The sequence below is a fragment of the Saccharopolyspora antimicrobica genome, from assembly GCF_003635025.1.
Classification (GTDB): domain Bacteria; phylum Actinomycetota; class Actinomycetes; order Mycobacteriales; family Pseudonocardiaceae; genus Saccharopolyspora; species Saccharopolyspora antimicrobica.
In genome coordinates, this window is the sequence record NZ_RBXX01000002.1 from 2961223 (window position 1) to 2978050 (window position 16828).

Here is a 16828-nt window from a genome sequence, read left to right on the forward strand (position 1 = left end):
CCGGCGCGCGGATAGCCTGCCCGGGACCACTTGGGGGCTGAGATGCAGGAACCGACCGTTCGCAACGTGCACAGCGGCAACGCCAGGTCGGTGGTGCAGGCCGGGCACATCCACGGTGATGTGCACGTTCACACCGGCACCACCGGGCCGGGCCTGGGGTCGCTGACCACACCAGCGCTGACGTACGACGTTCGCGGCCGCGGCCGTCTTGTGGCGGAGGTGGTCGAAGAGCTGAACACCGGCCAGAGCTGCGTAGTTCTGCACGGCGCGGGTGGATACGGCAAGACGACGGTGGCGCAGCGAGTGGCAGCGGAGCTTGACGTCGAGACCTGGTGGGTCGATGCCTCGTCGGAAGCGCGCCTGCAGGAAGGAATGCGCGAGGTCGCGCTGCGCGCGGGCGCGAGTCCGGAAGCGGTGCGGGAGGCGTGGGACGGGCGCGGTCTCGCTCCGGATCTGCTGTGGCAGCAGCTGAATCGGTGTGCGGATCGATGGTTGCTGGTGCTGGACAACGCCGATGACGCGAGCATCCTCGGCGCCGGGCGACCGATCGCCGAGCGGACCGGGTGGCTGCGCCCACCTGGTGATGCCGGCGGTGTGCTGATCACCAGCCGGGACGGGAATCCGCAGGCCTGGGGCGGTTTCGCGCGCCTGCACGCGGTCGCGACGCTGTCGGCAGCCGACGGCGCGCGGATGCTGCTCGACCGCGCGCCCGATGCGGGCGCGGAGGAGCAGGCCCGCGAGCTGGCGCTGCGGCTGGGCGGTCTGCCGCTCGCCCTCCACCTGGCCGGGCGGTACCTCGCCGTCATCGCCACCCTGCCGGTCCTGCCGGGCATGGACCTGCCGGTGGACTTCGCCGGTTACCGGGCCGCGCTCGACGACCGCTGGGCGGAGGTGACGGAGCTGCCGGAACCCTCGGGGGAGCGCGAGACGCTGCTCCGCACCTGGGAACTGTCGCTGGACCTGCTCGCCGAACGCGGGCACCCGATGGCGCGTCCCCTGCTGCGGATGGTGTCGCACTTCGCGGCCGCGCCGGTCCCGCTGGAGCTGCTCCGCGCGGACATCATGGCCGGACACCCGTGGTTCGAGGGCTTGGACGCGATGAAGGCGGGCTTGGCGATCAAGGCGCTGGCCGAGGTCGGCTTGGTCGACCTGGAGGGCTCGGGCCTGTCCCTGCACCCGGTCGTCCGCGAGACGAACCGCCACCAAGGCGGCTCCGACGAGCGCGATGACCACCTGGCGCTCTTCGTCGGTCTCCTCGGCGTCGTCACCTCCGAGATCGACCCCACCGATCCGGCCGAGTGGCCTCGCTGGCGCGCCCTGCTGCCGCATTGCGCGGCTGTCTCCGACGTCGTCCCGGAGATCGGTGGCGACGAGGAGTGGCTGGTCCCCATCGCGGTGACCTGCGCGCGGGCATCGAGATTCTGCAGCGGAGCACGCCTGACCAGGCAGGGGATCGACCTGGTGCGCCATGCGCTGGCGAACATCGGAGCACCGGATGCGGTGCTGCGCCCCGTCTTGAGCATGCGCAACGATCTCGCGGGCATGCTCCGCGATCGGGGTGAGCTGACCGCGGCGGAAGCCGAGTGCCGGTCCGTGCTGGCCGAAGCGGTGCGGATTCTCGGCGCGGTGGACGCGGATGTGCTGGGCGCGCGGAACAACCTGGCGGTCGTCCTGCGGTATCGGGGAGACCTGGTGGCGGCCGAGGCCGAGTTCCGCGCAGTGGTCGAGACGGCGACCGAGATCCTCGGGGCGGAGCACCCGGGCACCCTGAGCGCGCGGGACAACCTGGCCGGGGTACTTCAAGAGCTGCTCCGGTGGCCGGAGGCCGAGGCCGAGGTCCGGGCGGTTCTCCGACTCCGGAGCGAAGTGCTGGGCCCGGACCACCGAGGAACTGTGATCACGCGGAGCCACCTGGCGGGCGTTCTGGGGGCCAAGGGGGATTTCGCCGCGGCGGAGGACGAGCTGCGCATCGCGCTGGAGTCGTCGACCCGGGTGCTGGGGCCCGAGCACGGCGACACCTTGGGACTGCGCCACAACCTGGCGAGCGTGCTGAAGAACCAGGGTGATCTGGTGGGTGCGGAGGCGGAACTCCGCGCAGTGCTGGAGATCGCGGAATCGGTGATGGAGGCGGAGCACCACCCCGACACCCTGACCACGCGGCACACCTTGGCCGGAGTGCTGCGGGAGCAGGGTGATCTGGTGGCAGCGGAGGCGGAGTACCGCGCGCTGCTCGAAGTCCTGAACGACGCGGAAGGGCCCGACGTGGTGCCCACGCGGCACAACCTGGCTGCTGTCCTGCGAGAGCGGGGCGATCTGGCGGGTGCGGAGGACGAGCTCCGGGCGGCGCTGGCGATCGCGGAGCAGAGACTGGGCGCAGAACACCCCATGAGCCTGGTCGTGCGGTTCAACCTGACGAACGTGCTGCGGGAACGCGGCAAGACCGATGAAGCGGTGGCGGAGCTGCGCACGCTGCTGGAGCTGTCACGACGAAGTCTGGGCGAGGACCACCCCGACACGCGCGCGACGGAAGCCCAGCTCAACGCGATGCTCCAGTAACGCGAAGGACCCCTCCAGAAGCACCTGGAGGGGTCCTAGCGTCAGATCCGTCAGCTACCGGTCGTCGCGGTGTCTTCGGAGTCCTTCTTGTCTCCGCGCTTCACCGCGGACAGCAGGAGCTGTGCCACGTCGACGACCTCGATGGACTCGGCGGCGACCTTCTCGCTCTGGCGGGCGGTCAGGCCGTCGGAGAGCATCACCTTGCAGAACGGGCAGCCGGTCGCGATCTTCGACGGTGCCGTGCCGAGGGCTTCGTCGACGCGCTCGACGTTGATGCGCTTGCCGATGCGCTCTTCCATCCACATCCGCGCGCCACCCGCACCGCAGCACATCGAGCGGTCGGCGTGCCGGGGCATCTCCCGGAACGTCGCACCCGAGGCGCCGACCAGGTCACGCGGCGGCGTGTAGACCTTGTTGTGACGGCCCAGGTAGCAGGGGTCGTGGTAGGTCACGTCCTCGGCCACCGGCGCGACCGGGGTCAGGCGCTTCTCGCGGACCAGCTTGTTCAGCAGCTGGGTGTGGTGCACGACCTCGAAGTCCCCGCCCAGCTGGGAGTACTCGTTGGCCAGCGAGTTGAAGCAGTGCGCGCAGGTCGCGACGATCTTGCGCTTGCCGGGCTCGCGGCCCTCGAACACCGAGTTGAGCACCTCGACGTTCTGCTGGGCCAGCATCTGGAAGATGAACTCGTTGCCCGCGCGCCGCGCCGGGTCACCGGTGCAGGTCTCCTCCGGACCCAGCACCGTGTACTTCACCCCGGCCATGTGCAGCAGCTCGGCCACCGCCTGGGTGGTCTTCTTCGCGCGGTCCTCGAACGCACCGGCGCAGCCCACCCAGAACAGGTACTCCACGTCCTCGGCGAGTTCGCCGTCGAAGACAGGGACCTCGAAGTCCAGGCCCTCGGTCCACGCGAGGCGGTCCTTGGCGTTCTGGCCCCACGGGTTGCCCTTGTTCTCCAGGTTCTTGAACATCCCGCCCAGCTCGGTCGGGAAGTTCGACTCGATCATCACCTGGTAGCGGCGCATGTCCACGATGTGGTCGACGTGCTCGATGTCCACCGGGCACTGCTCCACGCACGCACCGCAGCTGGTGCACGCCCACAGCACCTCGGGGTCGATGACACCCAGCTCGTCCGGGCCGCCCACCAGCGGACGCTCGGCCTCGGCCAGCGCCAGCACGTCGATCTTCGCCAGCTTCGCCTCGGCGTCCTCGCCGGTGATGCCGACCTCGTCACCGGCCATGTCCTTGCTGCCACCGGCCAGCAGGTACGGGGCCTTGGCGTAGGCGTGATCGCGCAGCGAGGTGATCAGCAGCTTCGGCGACAGCGGCTTGCCGGTGTTCCACGCCGGGCACTGCGACTGGCACCGACCGCACTCGGTGCAGGTGGTGAAGTCCAGCCAGCCCTTCCACGAGAAGTCCTCGACCTTGCCGGCGCCGAACACGTCGGTGTCCGGGTCGGCCTCCTCGAAGTCCAGCGGCTTGCCGCCCGACATCATCGGCTTGACCGCACCCAGCGCGACATCGCCGTCGGCCTCGCGCTTGAAGTAGATGTTGAAGAACGCCGAGAACCGGTGCCAGGCGATGCCCATCGTCATCGTGCGGGCCACCACGACCAGCCACACCGTCGCGCTCATCAGCTTGATGAACGCGAACACCGACACCAGGTTCTCGCTGGCGGGCAACAGCATGCCCAGCGGGCCCGAGACGAACTCCGACCACAGCGGCATCGGGTGCACGCCCAGCGCGGACTTCGCCGCCCGCACCCCGAGGATGCCGACGCCCTCGATCAGCACGACCGCCTCGATGAAATAGGCCCAGGCGAAGTTCGAGCCCTGGAACCGCGAGACGCGGTCGGCGCGGCGCGGGTGGTTGCGCTGGCGGATCACGATCAGCACCACGATGCCCACCACGGTGCCGATGCCGAGGAGCTCCATCAGCAGGCCGTAGATCGCCAGATCGCTGAGGATCGGGAAGCCCCACCTCGGGAGGAACACCTCGCCGTAGGCCTCGAACACCGCCAGCGAGCCGAGCAGGAAGCCCCACATCACCAGCCAGTGCCAGAAGCCGACGTTGCGGAACTTGTTCATCCGGGTGTGCGCGGCGAACTCCTTGACCAGGGTCGCCAGCCGGGCCATCACCGGTCCGTTGCGGGTGCCGTCCGGTTGCCCGAGGCGGATGATCCGCACGAACCGGGCGATGGTCATGGCGAACATGCTCCACGCGACGACGCCGAGCGCGACCGAGATCGCGCCAAGCGTGATCTGAACAGCACCCATGCTCGCGGCCTCCTGTTCGAGGGTTGTCCGTTAGGGCAGCGTACGCCCTGTTACCCATCGGTAACTACAGGGGCTGTGCGCAGGTCGGTAACAGTCGGTGATTCTGCGAGACCGCCGGGAGAAAAACTAGTTGTGCATTCGTACAGTTTAATCCGGTAGGCTGATCCCTTGGCGTCGGCGCCGCGGCTGGGGTTGCCCGAGTTGTTCCTGTTGGCGGCTGGGGCGGGGGTTGCGATTTCGTCGCGGAGCCCGCGCGCTGGACGTCGCTCGGAGCAGAATCCGGGCGAGGTGCGATTTTCGCCACGTATTCGATGGGTTGAACGGTTCGTTCGGTCACGCCGAACGGTCCAGGGGGTGCGATGACTGGGGCGGACAGCGGGGCGATGCGCGCATCGGACGCCGACCGGGAGGCCGTGGCGCAGCGGCTGCGGGCGGCGCTGGACGAAGGGCGGCTCACCCTCCCCGAGTACGACGAGCGCCTGCAGCAGGCGTTCGCGGCGACCACCTACGGCGAACTCGCGCCGCTGACCTCGGATCTGCCCGAGATGGCGCCGCCGAAGCCGTCGAAGCAGGTCGCCAAGCGCGAGAAGCGCAAGCGCAAGCAGATCAAGGAGTGGCGGGACTGGGGCGGGACCGGGGTCATCCTGGTCGGGATCTGGCTGGTGACCTCGATCGCCTCCGGTGGGCTGACGTTCTTCTGGCCGATGATCCCGCTGGGCATCTGGGCCGCGGTGATCCTCAGCGACCTGGTCTTCGGCAGCGGCGGGAAGTCCGGGCGCTCCGAGGACTGACCCGGTGCCCCCGTTCCGTGGGGGCACCGTCGCGCCCGCAAAGTGGGGCGATCGTTCAGGTTTTCGAAGGGAGATGGGCGTGGCGTACCTGGTACTGGCGGTGGCGATCCTCAGCGAGGTGCTCGCCACCGTCTCGTTGAAGCTGTCCGAGGGGTTCAGCAAGCCCATCCCCTCGGTCCTGGTGGTGATCGGCTACCTGGTCGCCTTCTCCGCGCTGGCCTCGGTGCTCAAGCTCGGTGTGCCGGTCAGCGTCGCCTACGCGATCTGGGCCGGGGCCGGGGTCGCGCTGGTGGCGATCATCGGCGCGGTGTTCCTCGGTGAGTCGATCACCGCGGTGCAGATCGCCGGGGTCGCGCTCATCATCGGCGGCGTCCTCGCGCTGGAGCTCGGAGGTGCGCATTGACCCAGCCGCGTCGCACCCCGGAGGAGGAGACCGACGGTCGCCGGCTCAAGGGCGAGCGCCGCCGCCGCGCGATCATCGACGCGGCGCTGCGGGTGGTCGCCCGCGAAGGGGTCGGAGCGGTCAGCCACCGCAACATCGCGCGCGAGGCCGGCGTCCCGCCCGCCTCCATCGCCTACTACTTCGACGGCATCGACGACCTGCTGGTGGCCGGGCTGCTGGAGGGCTGCGAAGGGCTCATCGAGCAGCTGGACGTGCTGCGCGAGCGCGTCAACGAGCGCACCGACTGGCCCCGGGCCATCGCCGAGAACCTGGCCGGACTGCTGCGCGACCACCGCGAACGCACCCTCGGCGAGTACGAGCTGTACCTGCTGGCGGCCCGCCGTCCGGCGCTGCGTCCGGCCGCGCGCCGCTGGATCGAGGCGGCCTCCGGTTACGTCAACGACGGCCGCGGCGGCGACGAGCCGGTGGTCCGGTCCCTGTTCGCGGCGATCGACGGAATCCTCATGCAGGGCCTCATCGCCGACGAACCGCCCACCGCCGACGACCTCGAACCGATGCTCCGCTTCCTCGTCCAGCCGGTCGACTACCTGCGCGACCGCGGTTACCTGAGCTGATCTTCCTGGGGGTTCGACGTGTCCGCTCTGCTGGGGTTCTACGGCTTGTCGCTGATAGACGCGTTGAACCCGTCCGCGCTGGCCGTGGCCGTGATCCTGGCGCTGCGCGGCGGCCCGTACCGGAGCCGGGTGGCGGTGTACGCGGCAGCCATCTTCGCCACCTACCTGACGCTCGGCCTGCTGATCTACTTCGGGCTCGACGGGGTGCTGCGCCTGGCGGACGGGCTCTGGGTGGAGCGCGTCGGCAACGCGCTGGCGGCGATCGGCGGCCTGGCGATGCTGATCATCGCGCTGTTCCCGCCGAAGCGCTTCCGGTCGGGGGTGCGGCTCCCGTCGCTGCCGCAGAACCTGCCGATGCCCGCGGTCTTCGGCACCGGCGTGGCGATCACCCTCGCCGAGTTCACCACCGCGCTGCCCTACCTCGGCGCGATCGGCATCCTGCGCGGGTACACCGCCGAGCCGCTGCTCGCGGTGCTGCTGCTGATCGGCTACAACGTCGTCTTCGTGCTGCCGCCCCTGTTGCTGGTCACCGGTTTCGCGCGCTTCGAGCCGCGGGTGCGGCCGAAGCTCCAGCAGTGGCTGGACAAGCGCAAGAGCAAGGAGGCGGACGGCACCTGGCTGTGGATCCTCGGAATCGTCGGCTTCCTGCTCGCCCGGCAGGGCGTCATCTACTACGCGGGTCTCTTCGGCTGGCTTCCCACCGGCGGATGACAGCGGCTCCGGGTCGCTTCCGGGGTGTCCCCGATGTGGCGTATTGCGCGCGGTGCGTAATTTCCTCGGCGCGAAGTGTTCTGGGGACGAGAGGACTTGGTCATGGCACGGGTGGGACTCGCGGTCGGCGGTGCGGCGCTGGTGCTGATCGGAGGTGCCGTGGCGTTCTGGGGGCCGCTGTCGACCGCGCAGCAGCGCACCGACCCGGTGGTCGGCGTCGACCGCGTCCGGCTCGGCGACGGCTCCGGGTCGGTCGAGGTCCGGTACGAGCCGGGCGGGAGCCCTGAGGTCACCCAGAAGGTGGAGCGGTGGGGCGCTGCGTTCTGGAGCAGCGGCGGCAACGAGGTGGAGCACCGCGTCGAGGGCGGCGAGCTCGTGCTGGAGACCGACTGCGGGTGGAACTGCAGCGTGTCCTACGAGGTCGTGCTGCCCGCGCAGGTGCCGGTCGAGGGGGAGCTCGGGTCCGGTGGGCTGACCGTCGTGGGCATGGCGTCGGTGCAGGCCGAGGTCAGCTCCGGGTCGGTCGAGCTGGTGGACATCGCCGGTCCGGTGGGCGTGCGCGCCAGCTCCGGGGGCGTGCGGGTGAGCGGCACCGACAGCCCGGTCGAGGTGCGCAGCAACTCCGGGAGCATCGAGCTCGTCGACCTCGGCGGGCGGGTCGAGGCGGAGGCCAGCAGCGGCGGCATCACCGGCACCGGCCTGCGCGGCGCGGAGATCGTCGCGACCAGCAGCTCCGGCAGCATCGAGCTGGAGCTCACCGGGCCGCAGCGCGCGGAGGTGTCCACCAGCAGCGGCGGCATCGACCTGGTGGTGCCCGCCGACCGGTACCGGGTGGACACCGACACCGGCAGCGGTGGCGCGGACATCCAGGTGCCGCAGGACCCGTCCGCGGCGAAGCGGCTCACGCTGTCCAGCGGCAGCGGGCACATCAGCGTGCGCTCCTGACCGGGTGGTTCGCGTCACTTCGCGGAACTCGCCGGGCACGGCCGGGCGTTGTTCTGGCAGAAAGCTTGAGTGAGCTGCGCTCAACCCGGTTGACGGTGCTGATGTGCAGTGGGTAGAACTTGAGTGAGCAAGGCTCAGGGCCGTGGAGGCTGCTGGGCGCACAGGCACAAGTCGGGAGGAATTCAGCATGGCGCGAGCGGTCGGCATCGACCTGGGGACGACCAACTCCGTCGTTTCCGTCCTGGAGGGCGGTGAACCGACGGTGATCGCCAACTCCGAGGGCTCGCGGACCACGCCGTCCATCGTGGCCTTCGCGAAGAACGGCGAGATCCTCACCGGGCAGCCCGCGAAGAACCAGGCCGTCACCAACGTGGACCGCACGATCCGGTCGGTCAAGCGGCACATGGGCACCGACTGGAAGGTGCAGATCGACGACAAGGCCTACACCTCGCAGGAGATCAGCGCCCGCGTGCTGATGAAGCTCAAGCGGGACGCCGAGGCCTACCTGGGCGAGGAGGTCACCGACGCGGTGATCACCGTCCCGGCCTACTTCGAGGACGCCCAGCGGCAGGCCACGAAGGAAGCCGGCCAGATCGCCGGTCTGAACGTGCTGCGCATCGTCAACGAGCCGACCGCGGCTGCGCTGGCCTACGGCCTGGAGAAGGGCGAGAAGGAACAGACCATCCTGGTCTTCGACCTCGGTGGCGGCACCTTCGACGTCTCGCTGCTGGAGATCGGCGAGGGCGTCGTCGAGGTGCGGGCCACCAGCGGTGACAACCACCTCGGTGGTGACGACTGGGACGAGCGCATCGTCGAGTGGCTGGTGGAGAAGTTCAAGTCCTCGTCGGGCATCGACCTGACCAAGGACCGGATGGCCATGCAGCGGATCAAGGAAGCCGCGGAGAAGGCCAAGATCGAGCTCTCCAGCTCCTCCAGCGCGAACATCAACCTGCCCTACATCACGGTCGACGCGGACAAGAACCCGCTGTTCCTGGACGAGACGCTCTCCCGCGCCGAGTTCCAGCGCATCACCTCCGACCTGCTCGAGCGCTGCCGCAAGCCGTTCGAGGCGGTCATCCGCGACGCGGGCGTCAAGCTCGCCGACATCGACCACGTGGTGATGGTCGGCGGTTCCACCCGCATGCCCGCCGTCTCCGAGCTGGTCAAGGACCTGACCGGTGGCCGCGAGCCGAACAAGGGCGTGAACCCGGACGAGGTCGTCGCGGTCGGCGCCAGCCTGCAGGCCGGTGTGCTGCGCGGTGAGGTCAAGGACGTCCTGCTGCTCGACGTCACGCCGCTGTCCCTGGGCATCGAGACCAAGGGCGGCATCATGACCAAGCTGATCGAGCGCAACACCACGATCCCGACCAAGCGCTCCGAGACCTTCACCACCGCCGACGACAACCAGCCGTCGGTGCAGATCCAGGTCTTCCAGGGCGAGCGCGAGATCGCCGCGCACAACAAGAAGCTCGGCATGTTCGAGCTCACCGGCCTCCCGCCGGCGCCGCGCGGCATGCCGCAGATCGAGGTCACCTTCGACATCGACGCCAACGGCATCGTGCACGTCTCCGCGAAGGACCTGGGCACCGGCAAGGAGCAGTCGATGACGATCACCGGCGGCTCCGCGCTGCCGAAGGACGACATCGACCGGATGGTCAAGGACGCCGAGGCCCACGCCGACGAGGACAAGAAGCGTCGCGAGGAGGCCGAGGCCCGCAACCAGGCCGAGACCCTCGTCTACCAGACCGAGAAGGTTCTCAAGGAGAACGACGAGAAGCTGCCCGGCGAGGTCAAGGACAAGGTCAAGTCCGCGATCGACGAGGTCAACGAGGCGCTCAAGGGCGAGGACGTCGCCGCCATCTCCGCCGCGGTGGAGAAGCTGGCGACCGAGTCCCAGGCCCTCGGCCAGGCGCTCTACGCCGACGCCGGTGCCAACGCGGCGGCGGGCGCCGGTGCGCCGGGCGCGGGTGCCGCGGACGACGCCGCGGGCTCGAAGGCCTCCGGTGCCGATGACGTGGTGGACGCCGAGATCGTCGACGACGAGGACGAGAAGAAGAAGTGACAGCGGACCGGTCCGAGATGTCGCGCAACGAAGGCGAGCAGGAGCCGGTGGTGGTCCGGGATCGGCGTCGCATCGACCCCGAGACCGGCCAGCGCCGGACCCCCGCTCCGAACGGAGAAGAGGCGCAGGTGCCCGACAGCATCTCCGGCACCCTCGACGAGGCCGTCGCCGAGGCCGGGACGGCTGCGGAGTCCGACTCCGCCGCCGAACCGGCCCAGGGCGAGTCCGCCGGCCTGCAGCAGCAGGTCGACGAGCTCACCGCCGACCTCAAGCGGGTCACCGCGGAGTACGCGAACTACCGCAAGCGGGTGGAACGCGACCGCGAATCGGTGATCGCCGGGGCCAAGGCCTCGGTGGCCGGTGACCTGCTGACGGTGCTGGACGACCTGGAGCGCGCCGAGGCGCACGGCGACCTCAACGGTGCGTTCAAGGCCGTGGCCGACAAGCTGGTCACGACGTTGAACTCGGCCGGTCTGGAAGCGTTCGGCGCGGAGGGCGACGAGTTCGACCCGTCCGTGCACGAGGCGGTGCAGCACAGCACCTCCCCGGACGTGAGCGGCCCGACCGTGACCGCCGTGCTGCGTCGCGGCTACCGGTTCGCCGACCGGGTGCTGCGGCCGGCGATGGTCGCGGTCACCGACCACGAACCGGCGGACGCCGACGAGAACCAGGCCGAGCAGGGTTGATCAAGAGCGAGAGAGGAGGCGTCCGGTGAGCGCCAGGGAATGGCTCGACAAGGATTTCTACGCCGAGCTGGGCGTCTCCTCCGACGCTTCGGCGGACGAGATCAAGAAGTCGTACCGGAAGCTGGCACGGGAGAACCACCCGGACGCCAACCCCGGCAACGCGCAGGCGGAGGCGAAGTTCAAGTCCGTCTCCGAGGCGTACGGCGTGCTGTCCGACCCGGACAAGCGCAAGCAGTACGACGAGGCCCGTCGGCTCTTCGGTGCCGGCGGATTCGGCGGCGGTGCCGGTCACGGCGGTTTCGGCGGTTTCGGTGGCGGCGGCCAGGGCGGCTTCGACATCGGTGACCTCTTCGGCGGTGCCGGTCAGGGCGGTGCCGGTGGGCTGGGCGACCTGTTCGGCGGCTTGTTCGGCAACCGCCGGCCCGGTTCGACCACGGCCAGCCGGCCCAAGCGCGGCGCCGACGTGGAGACCGAGGTCCGCATCGACTTCACCGAGGCGGTGCGCGGTGCCACCGTGCCGCTGCGGCTGTCCACCCCGGCGACCTGCCAGACCTGCCGCGGTTCGGGTGCCAAGCCGGGCACCCGGCCGCGCGCCTGCGGAACCTGCTCGGGCACCGGGCTGGTCACCCGCAACCAGGGCGCGTTCGCGTTCAGCGAGCCGTGCCCGGACTGCCGCGGTCGCGGCCAGCTGATCGACGACCCGTGCCCGGACTGCGCCGGTGAGGGGGTCAGCACCCGCAGCCGCACGCTGACGGTGCGGATCCCGGCCGGGGTGTCCGACGGGCAGCGGATCAGGCTGGCGGGCCAGGGCGAACCGGGCAGGCAGGGCGCTGCCTCCGGTGATCTCTACGTGAAGGTGCACGTCAAACCGCACCGGGTGTTCGGACGTTCCGGTGATGATCTGACGATCTCGGTGCCGGTGACCTTCCCGGAGCTGGCGCTGGGCACTACGTTGACGGTGCCGACGCTCGACGGGAAGGTCACGCTGAAGGTCCCGGCCGGGACCAGCAGCGGCCGGACCTTCCGGGTGCGCGGCAAGGGAGTGGGCAAGAAGGACGGCAGCAGCGGGGATCTCCTGGTCGCGCTGCAGGTCGCCATTCCGTCCAAGTTGGACGACAAGGCGGCCGAGGCGCTGGCGGACTACGCGAAGGCGACCGCCGACCACGATCCGCGTCAGGACCTGAACGAGTTGCTCGGAGGGTAGTCATGGCCGGTCGCCGCACAACCGATCCGGGCTTCGGGTTCCCACCGGGGGCGGACGAGGACACGCCGATGTTCGTGATCTCGGTGGCCGCCCAGCTCTCCGGTCTGCACGCGCAAACCCTGCGCAGCTACGACCGGCTGGGCCTGGTGTCTCCCGGCCGGACACCCGCGGGCGGCCGCCGCTACTCCCTGCGCGACATCGCGCTGCTGCGCGAGGTCCAGCGCCTCTCCCAGGAGGAAGGCGTCAACCTGGCCGGGATCAAGCGGATCATCGACCTGGAGAACGAGGTCGACGCGCTGCGCGCGAAGGTCCAGGAGCTGGTGGAAGAGGTCGCCGCGGCGCACGTCGCGGCGGAGCAGGCAGCGGCCCAGATCCACGCCTCCTACCGCCGGGACCTGGTCCCGGTCCGCCAGGAAACCGCGCTGGTCGTCTGGAAACCCAACCGCAGGAAGCGCTGACGAAGCCACGATCGCCCCACCGCCGAACCAGAAGCGGTGGGGCCATCGCACATCTCGACCTGGTCATACATCAGGCCGGGCACCCGGAGTCCAGGCGGGCGCTGAGGTTCCGCTACCGGCACCGCTGTGCAGGACGAGACTGGAATTCAGTCCAACGTGAACGGGTCGTAGCGGATTCGGTCGAGCGGGGTTCCCGCGACCAGCATTTGGGAGACCGTCGCGCGGAGCATCCCCGGCGAGCCGCTGACCAGGACGTCCCAGTCCTGCCAGGCGCCGTAGCGGGTGACCACCTCGGGGAGCGTGCCGTGCTCGACGCCGGAGATGTGCGGGTCGTCCTCCAGCACCGGCGTGATCGTCAGCCACGGGTTGTGCATCGCGATCCGCTGGAGGTTCTCCAGGTCGTAGAGGTCCTCGCGGGTGCGGCCGCCGTAGAACAGCTGGACGCGGGGGTTCTCGCCGTACTGGGCCAGCTCGTCGACGATCGCCCGCATCGGGGCGACGCCGGTGCCGCCGGCGATCATCAGCACGTCCGGCGAGGTCTCCCGGTCCACCGTCATCCGGCCCATCGGTGAACCGATCCGCCACTGGTCGCCGATGCGGGCGTGCCCGACCAGCGCGCGGCTCACCCAGCCGCCCTCCACCGAGCGGACGTGGAACTCCATGATCCCGTCCTCGGCGGGCGCGTTGGCCGGGGTCAGGTAGCGCCACAGCCGGGGCCGCTGCGGCACCTCCACGCTCACGTATTGCCCGGGCAGGTAGGGCACCGGGTGGTCGGTCTGGACGCGGATCACCGCGACGTCCCAGCTCAGCCGCTCGTGGTGGATGATCTCGCCGGTGTACCAGGCGGGGCCGTCGTCGGCGGCGGCCGCTTCGGTCATGGCCGAGGCCATCACCGTGTAGGCCTCCGCCCAGGCCCGCTCGACGGTGTCGGTCCAGGCGTCGCCGGCGTGCTTCTTGATCGAGGCCAGCAGCGCGGTGCCCACCGCCTCGTAGTGGTCGGCGACCACGCCGAACTTGCGGTGGTCGCGGCCGAGCTGGTGCAGGAACGGCAGCAGCTCATCGGGCTTGTCGACCATCTGGATGACGTGCACGAGCGCCCGCAGCAGGCGGCTGCGCTGCACCTCCATGTTCACCGCGAACAGCTCGCGGGTGGCCGGGGAGAGGCTGAAGAGCATCCCATAGAAGAACTTGGCGACGTCGTCGATCTGCGGTTCGACGACCTCGAAGCTCTCGCGGATCAGGCGGACCATCTTGCTCACACCTGAGGACGGCTCGTTCGGGGGTGGTCCGGGGCTCAGTACGGCGTTCGCTGTCATGGTTCGGGTGCAGTCTTCTCCACGTTGGCGGCGGTACCCGGCACAGGTGCACCGCTACTGGCTTGCGTCCCCCGACACTGGGCCGACCCTAACCCGGGGCCTTGGGAACGTCTGCCTTGATGCCACTTTTGAGTGTTTCTTAACTACTACTCGTAGATAGTGCAATAACCGGTCGGGGGAACCTAGTATCCACCTCTGTGAGTGGAGAGGAAGGCGTGACACGGTGAGCCGCGTGAGCCCCGACCCGACCCCGAGCGGTACCGCCGATGAGGCGCTCTTAGCCCTGGAGCTGTCCGACGCGCCCGCCCGCAAGCCCTCCTGGCAGGGCACCACTCCCCTCCAGCACCACTCGTTCGACGCCGTGCCCCGCGACCCGTTCGTCGAGGAAGAACACCAGGCGCAGCTGCCCGGCTCGAAGGGCGAGCACCTCCTGCAGCGGGCCTACGGCAGCGAGAAGCGCGCCCGCAAGTTCTACGACGACCAGGTCCTGGACCACCTCAACCCGCAGATGAAGGAGTTCATCGGGCGGATGGACCTGGCCTTCATCGCCACCGCCGACGCCCGCGGCGAGTGCGATTCGAGCCTGCGCGCCGGCACGCCCGGCTTCATCGAGGTGCTCGACGACCGGCACGTCTGCTACCCCGAGTACCGCGGCAACGGCGTGCTGGCCAGCCTCGGCAACATCAGCGAGAACCCGCACATCGGCATCCTGCTTGTGGACTTCGTGACCGATCTGATCGGCCTGCACCTCAACGGCAAGGCCCGCATCGTCGAGGACGCCGACCTGCGCGCGATCCACCCCGCGCTGCCCGCCGACTTCGCCCGCGGCCGCACCCCCGAGCGGTGGGTCGTCGTGCAGGTCGAGGAGGCCTACATCCACTGCCGCAAGCACATCCCGCGGATGGTCCCGGTGCTGCGCCAGCGGAGCTGGAGCACCGACGACGGCAAGCGCAAGGGCGGTGACTACTTCGAGGCCAAGGGCACGCCGCGGCCCTGGCACCACGCCGAACCCGTCTGGGCCGGCTGATCGCCGGTGGGCCGCAGGAGTTCGAGCACGGCCTCCTAGAGTGGGGCGAAACGGACTACCGTGGGGCTTCATCGGTGCTGCGGGTGTGCCTTCGGCAGGTGGAGGCGCGGGCGGGAGAGCTGTGATCGAGCAGGACGAGGCGCGGGCGACCGACGGGGTGCGCGAGGAAGGCGTGGACCGGCGCTCCGCGGCGGAGACCGTCGAGCGCGAGCTGGTCATGATGTTCCGCCGCGCCCGCAACCTCTCCACCACGGTGGCGGCGCACGTGCACCCGGACCTGGACCCGGCCTCCTACAGCCTGCTGCTGATGATCGACGACGCGGGACCGCTGCGCGGCATGGACGTGGCCGGCCGCACCGGCCTCGACAAGTCGACGGTCAGCCGCCAGATCGCGACCCTGGTGGAGCTGGACCTGCTGGAGCGGGTGCCGGACCCGGACGACGGCCGAGCCCGCCGCATCCAGCTCTCCGACCTCGGCCGCGAACGCCTGGCCCAGGTCCGGGCCGAACGCCGCAAGCACCTGCACGGCCAGTTCGCCAGCTGGACCACTCAGGACCTCAAGGACCTGGCCCGCCTGCTGGCCAAGCTCAACGCGATGATGTGAGGCCCGATCCCGTCCCGAGCGGCCGAACCTGAACGGTTCCCGTTCGCGCACCCCGCCCTGGGCGCCGAGGTGCGGTTCTGCGCGGGATCGGCCCTGCTGGGGCTCCGTTTCCGCTGGTTGCAGGCCGTGAGTGTTTTGTGGCGCTATGGCAGCCGAAAGTACTCACGGGCACTGACCAGGGGAAACGGAGCTGATCGCAGTGCCGTCGACCTCGCGGCTGCGGCCCGCGGCGAACGTCTAGTCCTCGTTCGACGGGATGATCCGCTGCCGCACCGCCGGTCCTCCCGGTAGCGCGTCCTTGCGCTTCTCGACGAAGGCGGCTTCGTCGAGCTTGCGGGTGATCACCCGGCTCAGGACGGTCAGCGCGTGCTGCACCTCCAGGTGGTCCAGCCCGTCGATCTCGCCGGTCAGCAGCGGGCTGTCGCCGCTCAGCGTCGTCCACCCCTGATCGCGGCCCAGCCGGACGGTGATCGACTCACCGGTCGGCAGCGCGACGACCACGTCGGCCCGCTCCGCCGAGGCGTCCCTGCCGCGGTGCAGCGCGGAGCGGTGGAGGTAGTCGGTCCGCTCGGCGAGTTCGTCGGGGTCCTGGCTCGCGGCCAGCTCGCGCTGGGCTGCGCGGGTGATCGAGGCGCCCGTGTCCGCCAACCCGTGCATCAACTCGTTCCGCGTCCAACCCGGGCCCTGGTCGGCGGGCGGGTCCAGGACGTCGGCCACCGTTTGCAGGGCTCGGCCGGCGCTGGCGGTGACCTGCGCGAGCGCGTCGTCCGGAGCGCGGCCGTAGGCCGGGCGGGCCACCGCGTCGACGAGCTGCGCGAGCGGGCGCACGGACTCCGCCTTCAGCGGTGCGCCGGGAGTCGTCTCCGCGCTGACCGGGTCCTGGGCGCGGGCCGAGGTGTCGATGCTCCGGGCTTTGAGGTCGGCGTAGATGGTGTCGCGCGAAACCCGCGCCAGCCGGGCGAGCTCCGCGACGTTGCGGGAGCCGCTGCGCCACGCGGCGGCGACGAGGTCGGCGCGCTCCTCGGCGAAGCGTTCCCGGCGATCCGCCCAGCCGATGAGAGCGGAGAGAGCGGCGAGGCGTTCGGTTTCTCGACACTGGTGCTCGGGGTCACAGGCAGACAAGTTGCGTGCTACAACCAAATGAGGTTATGGTTGTGTGCAGCAACTAAAGGATTGGG

Annotated in this window: 15 protein-coding genes; 12 read left to right on the forward strand and 3 right to left on the reverse strand. The window is 70.0% G+C overall.

Annotated features, from left to right (window positions below; translation table 11 throughout):
* The first annotated feature begins 42 nt into the window (after positions 1-42).
* Positions 43-2556 (forward strand): FxSxx-COOH system tetratricopeptide repeat protein, encoded by a 2514-nt coding sequence (fxsT, locus tag ATL45_RS14495; RefSeq protein ID WP_093151352.1) that lies wholly within the window; start codon positions 43-45, stop codon positions 2554-2556.
* A gap of 50 nt (positions 2557-2606) precedes the next feature.
* Here fxsT and ATL45_RS14500 read toward each other — a convergent pair whose 3' ends face one another.
* Positions 2607-4829 carry a (Fe-S)-binding protein gene (locus ATL45_RS14500; RefSeq protein ID WP_093151355.1) on the reverse strand — a complete coding sequence of 741 codons (2223 nt, stop codon included), beginning with the start codon at positions 4827-4829 and terminating at the stop codon, positions 2607-2609.
* 359 nt (positions 4830-5188) lie between these two features.
* Here ATL45_RS14500 and ATL45_RS14505 point away from each other — a divergent pair, with 359 nt between their 5' ends.
* From ATL45_RS14505 to ATL45_RS14545, 9 genes are all read left to right on the forward strand, one after another.
* The gene (locus ATL45_RS14505) at positions 5189-5620 is read left to right on the forward strand and encodes a DUF1707 SHOCT-like domain-containing protein (protein ID WP_093151357.1); all 432 of its coding nucleotides are present in this window, start codon (positions 5189-5191) and stop codon (positions 5618-5620) included.
* Between the two features lie 79 nt (positions 5621-5699).
* A complete protein-coding gene (locus ATL45_RS14510; RefSeq protein ID WP_093151617.1) occupies positions 5700-6023 on the forward strand; it encodes a DMT family transporter in 324 nt (107 codons plus the stop codon).
* A complete protein-coding gene (locus ATL45_RS14515; protein ID WP_093151359.1) occupies positions 6020-6637 on the forward strand; it encodes a TetR/AcrR family transcriptional regulator in 618 nt (205 codons plus the stop codon). The genes ATL45_RS14510 and ATL45_RS14515 overlap by 4 nt, the downstream gene beginning before the upstream one ends.
* Positions 6638-6655: 18 nt before the next feature.
* Positions 6656-7348 carry a GAP family protein gene (locus tag ATL45_RS14520; protein ID WP_093151362.1) on the forward strand — a complete coding sequence of 231 codons (693 nt, stop codon included), beginning with the start codon at positions 6656-6658 and terminating at the stop codon, positions 7346-7348.
* A gap of 102 nt (positions 7349-7450) precedes the next feature.
* Complete coding sequence (locus tag ATL45_RS14525) at positions 7451-8293, forward strand: DUF4097 family beta strand repeat-containing protein (protein WP_093151366.1); 843 nt, start codon at positions 7451-7453, stop codon at positions 8291-8293.
* Positions 8294-8480: 187 nt separating this feature from the next.
* On the forward strand, positions 8481-10355 hold the full coding sequence (gene dnaK, locus ATL45_RS14530) for a molecular chaperone DnaK (protein ID WP_121505342.1): 1875 nt from the start codon (positions 8481-8483) through the stop codon (positions 10353-10355).
* Positions 10356-10372: 17 nt separating this feature from the next.
* Positions 10373-11041 carry a nucleotide exchange factor GrpE gene (grpE, locus tag ATL45_RS14535; RefSeq protein WP_246025830.1) on the forward strand — a complete coding sequence of 223 codons (669 nt, stop codon included), beginning with the start codon at positions 10373-10375 and terminating at the stop codon, positions 11039-11041.
* Positions 11042-11066: 25 nt separating this feature from the next.
* Positions 11067-12245: a molecular chaperone DnaJ gene (gene dnaJ, locus ATL45_RS14540; protein WP_093159047.1), complete on the forward strand. Its 1179-nt coding sequence runs from the start codon at positions 11067-11069 to the stop codon at positions 12243-12245.
* A 2-nt stretch (positions 12246-12247) separates the two neighbouring features.
* Positions 12248-12703, forward strand: a complete 456-nt coding sequence (locus tag ATL45_RS14545; RefSeq protein ID WP_093159050.1) for a heat shock protein transcriptional repressor HspR — start codon at positions 12248-12250, stop codon at positions 12701-12703.
* A gap of 146 nt (positions 12704-12849) precedes the next feature.
* On the opposite strand, the gene ATL45_RS14550 is transcribed toward ATL45_RS14545, so the two are convergent.
* Entirely contained in the window at positions 12850-13953 is a 1104-nt protein-coding gene (locus ATL45_RS14550; RefSeq protein ID WP_093159269.1) for an FAD-binding oxidoreductase, read from the reverse strand.
* Between the two features lie 427 nt (positions 13954-14380).
* On the opposite strand from ATL45_RS14550, the gene ATL45_RS14555 reads away from it, so the two are divergent.
* Entirely contained in the window at positions 14381-15046 is a 666-nt protein-coding gene (locus tag ATL45_RS14555; protein ID WP_439332493.1) for a pyridoxamine 5'-phosphate oxidase family protein, read from the forward strand.
* 121 nt (positions 15047-15167) lie between these two features.
* A complete protein-coding gene (locus ATL45_RS14560) occupies positions 15168-15650 on the forward strand; it encodes a MarR family winged helix-turn-helix transcriptional regulator (RefSeq protein ID WP_093159055.1) in 483 nt (160 codons plus the stop codon).
* Positions 15651-15887: 237 nt separating this feature from the next.
* Here the strand turns inward: ATL45_RS14560 and ATL45_RS14565 are convergent, their stop codons facing one another.
* Positions 15888-16772 carry a hypothetical protein gene (locus ATL45_RS14565; RefSeq protein WP_093159058.1) on the reverse strand — a complete coding sequence of 295 codons (885 nt, stop codon included), beginning with the start codon at positions 16770-16772 and terminating at the stop codon, positions 15888-15890.
* Between the last annotated feature and the right edge of the window lie 56 nt (positions 16773-16828).

Excerpts from the sequence above, each read along its gene's own strand:
- fxsT (WP_093151352.1), top strand. The coding sequence starts at position 43 with ATGCAGGAACCGACCGTTCGCAACGTGCACAGCGGCAACGCCAGGTCG.
- ATL45_RS14500 (WP_093151355.1), bottom strand. The coding sequence starts at position 4,829 with ATGGGTGCTGTTCAGATCACGCTTGGCGCGATCTCGGTCGCGCTCGGC.
- ATL45_RS14505 (WP_093151357.1), top strand. The coding sequence starts at position 5,189 with ATGACTGGGGCGGACAGCGGGGCGATGCGCGCATCGGACGCCGACCGG.
- ATL45_RS14525 (WP_093151366.1), top strand. The coding sequence starts at position 7,451 with ATGGCACGGGTGGGACTCGCGGTCGGCGGTGCGGCGCTGGTGCTGATC.
- dnaK (WP_121505342.1), top strand. The coding sequence starts at position 8,481 with ATGGCGCGAGCGGTCGGCATCGACCTGGGGACGACCAACTCCGTCGTT.
- grpE (WP_246025830.1), top strand. The coding sequence starts at position 10,373 with ATGTCGCGCAACGAAGGCGAGCAGGAGCCGGTGGTGGTCCGGGATCGG.
- ATL45_RS14545 (WP_093159050.1), top strand. The coding sequence starts at position 12,248 with ATGGCCGGTCGCCGCACAACCGATCCGGGCTTCGGGTTCCCACCGGGG.
- ATL45_RS14550 (WP_093159269.1), bottom strand. The coding sequence starts at position 13,953 with ATGGTCCGCCTGATCCGCGAGAGCTTCGAGGTCGTCGAACCGCAGATC.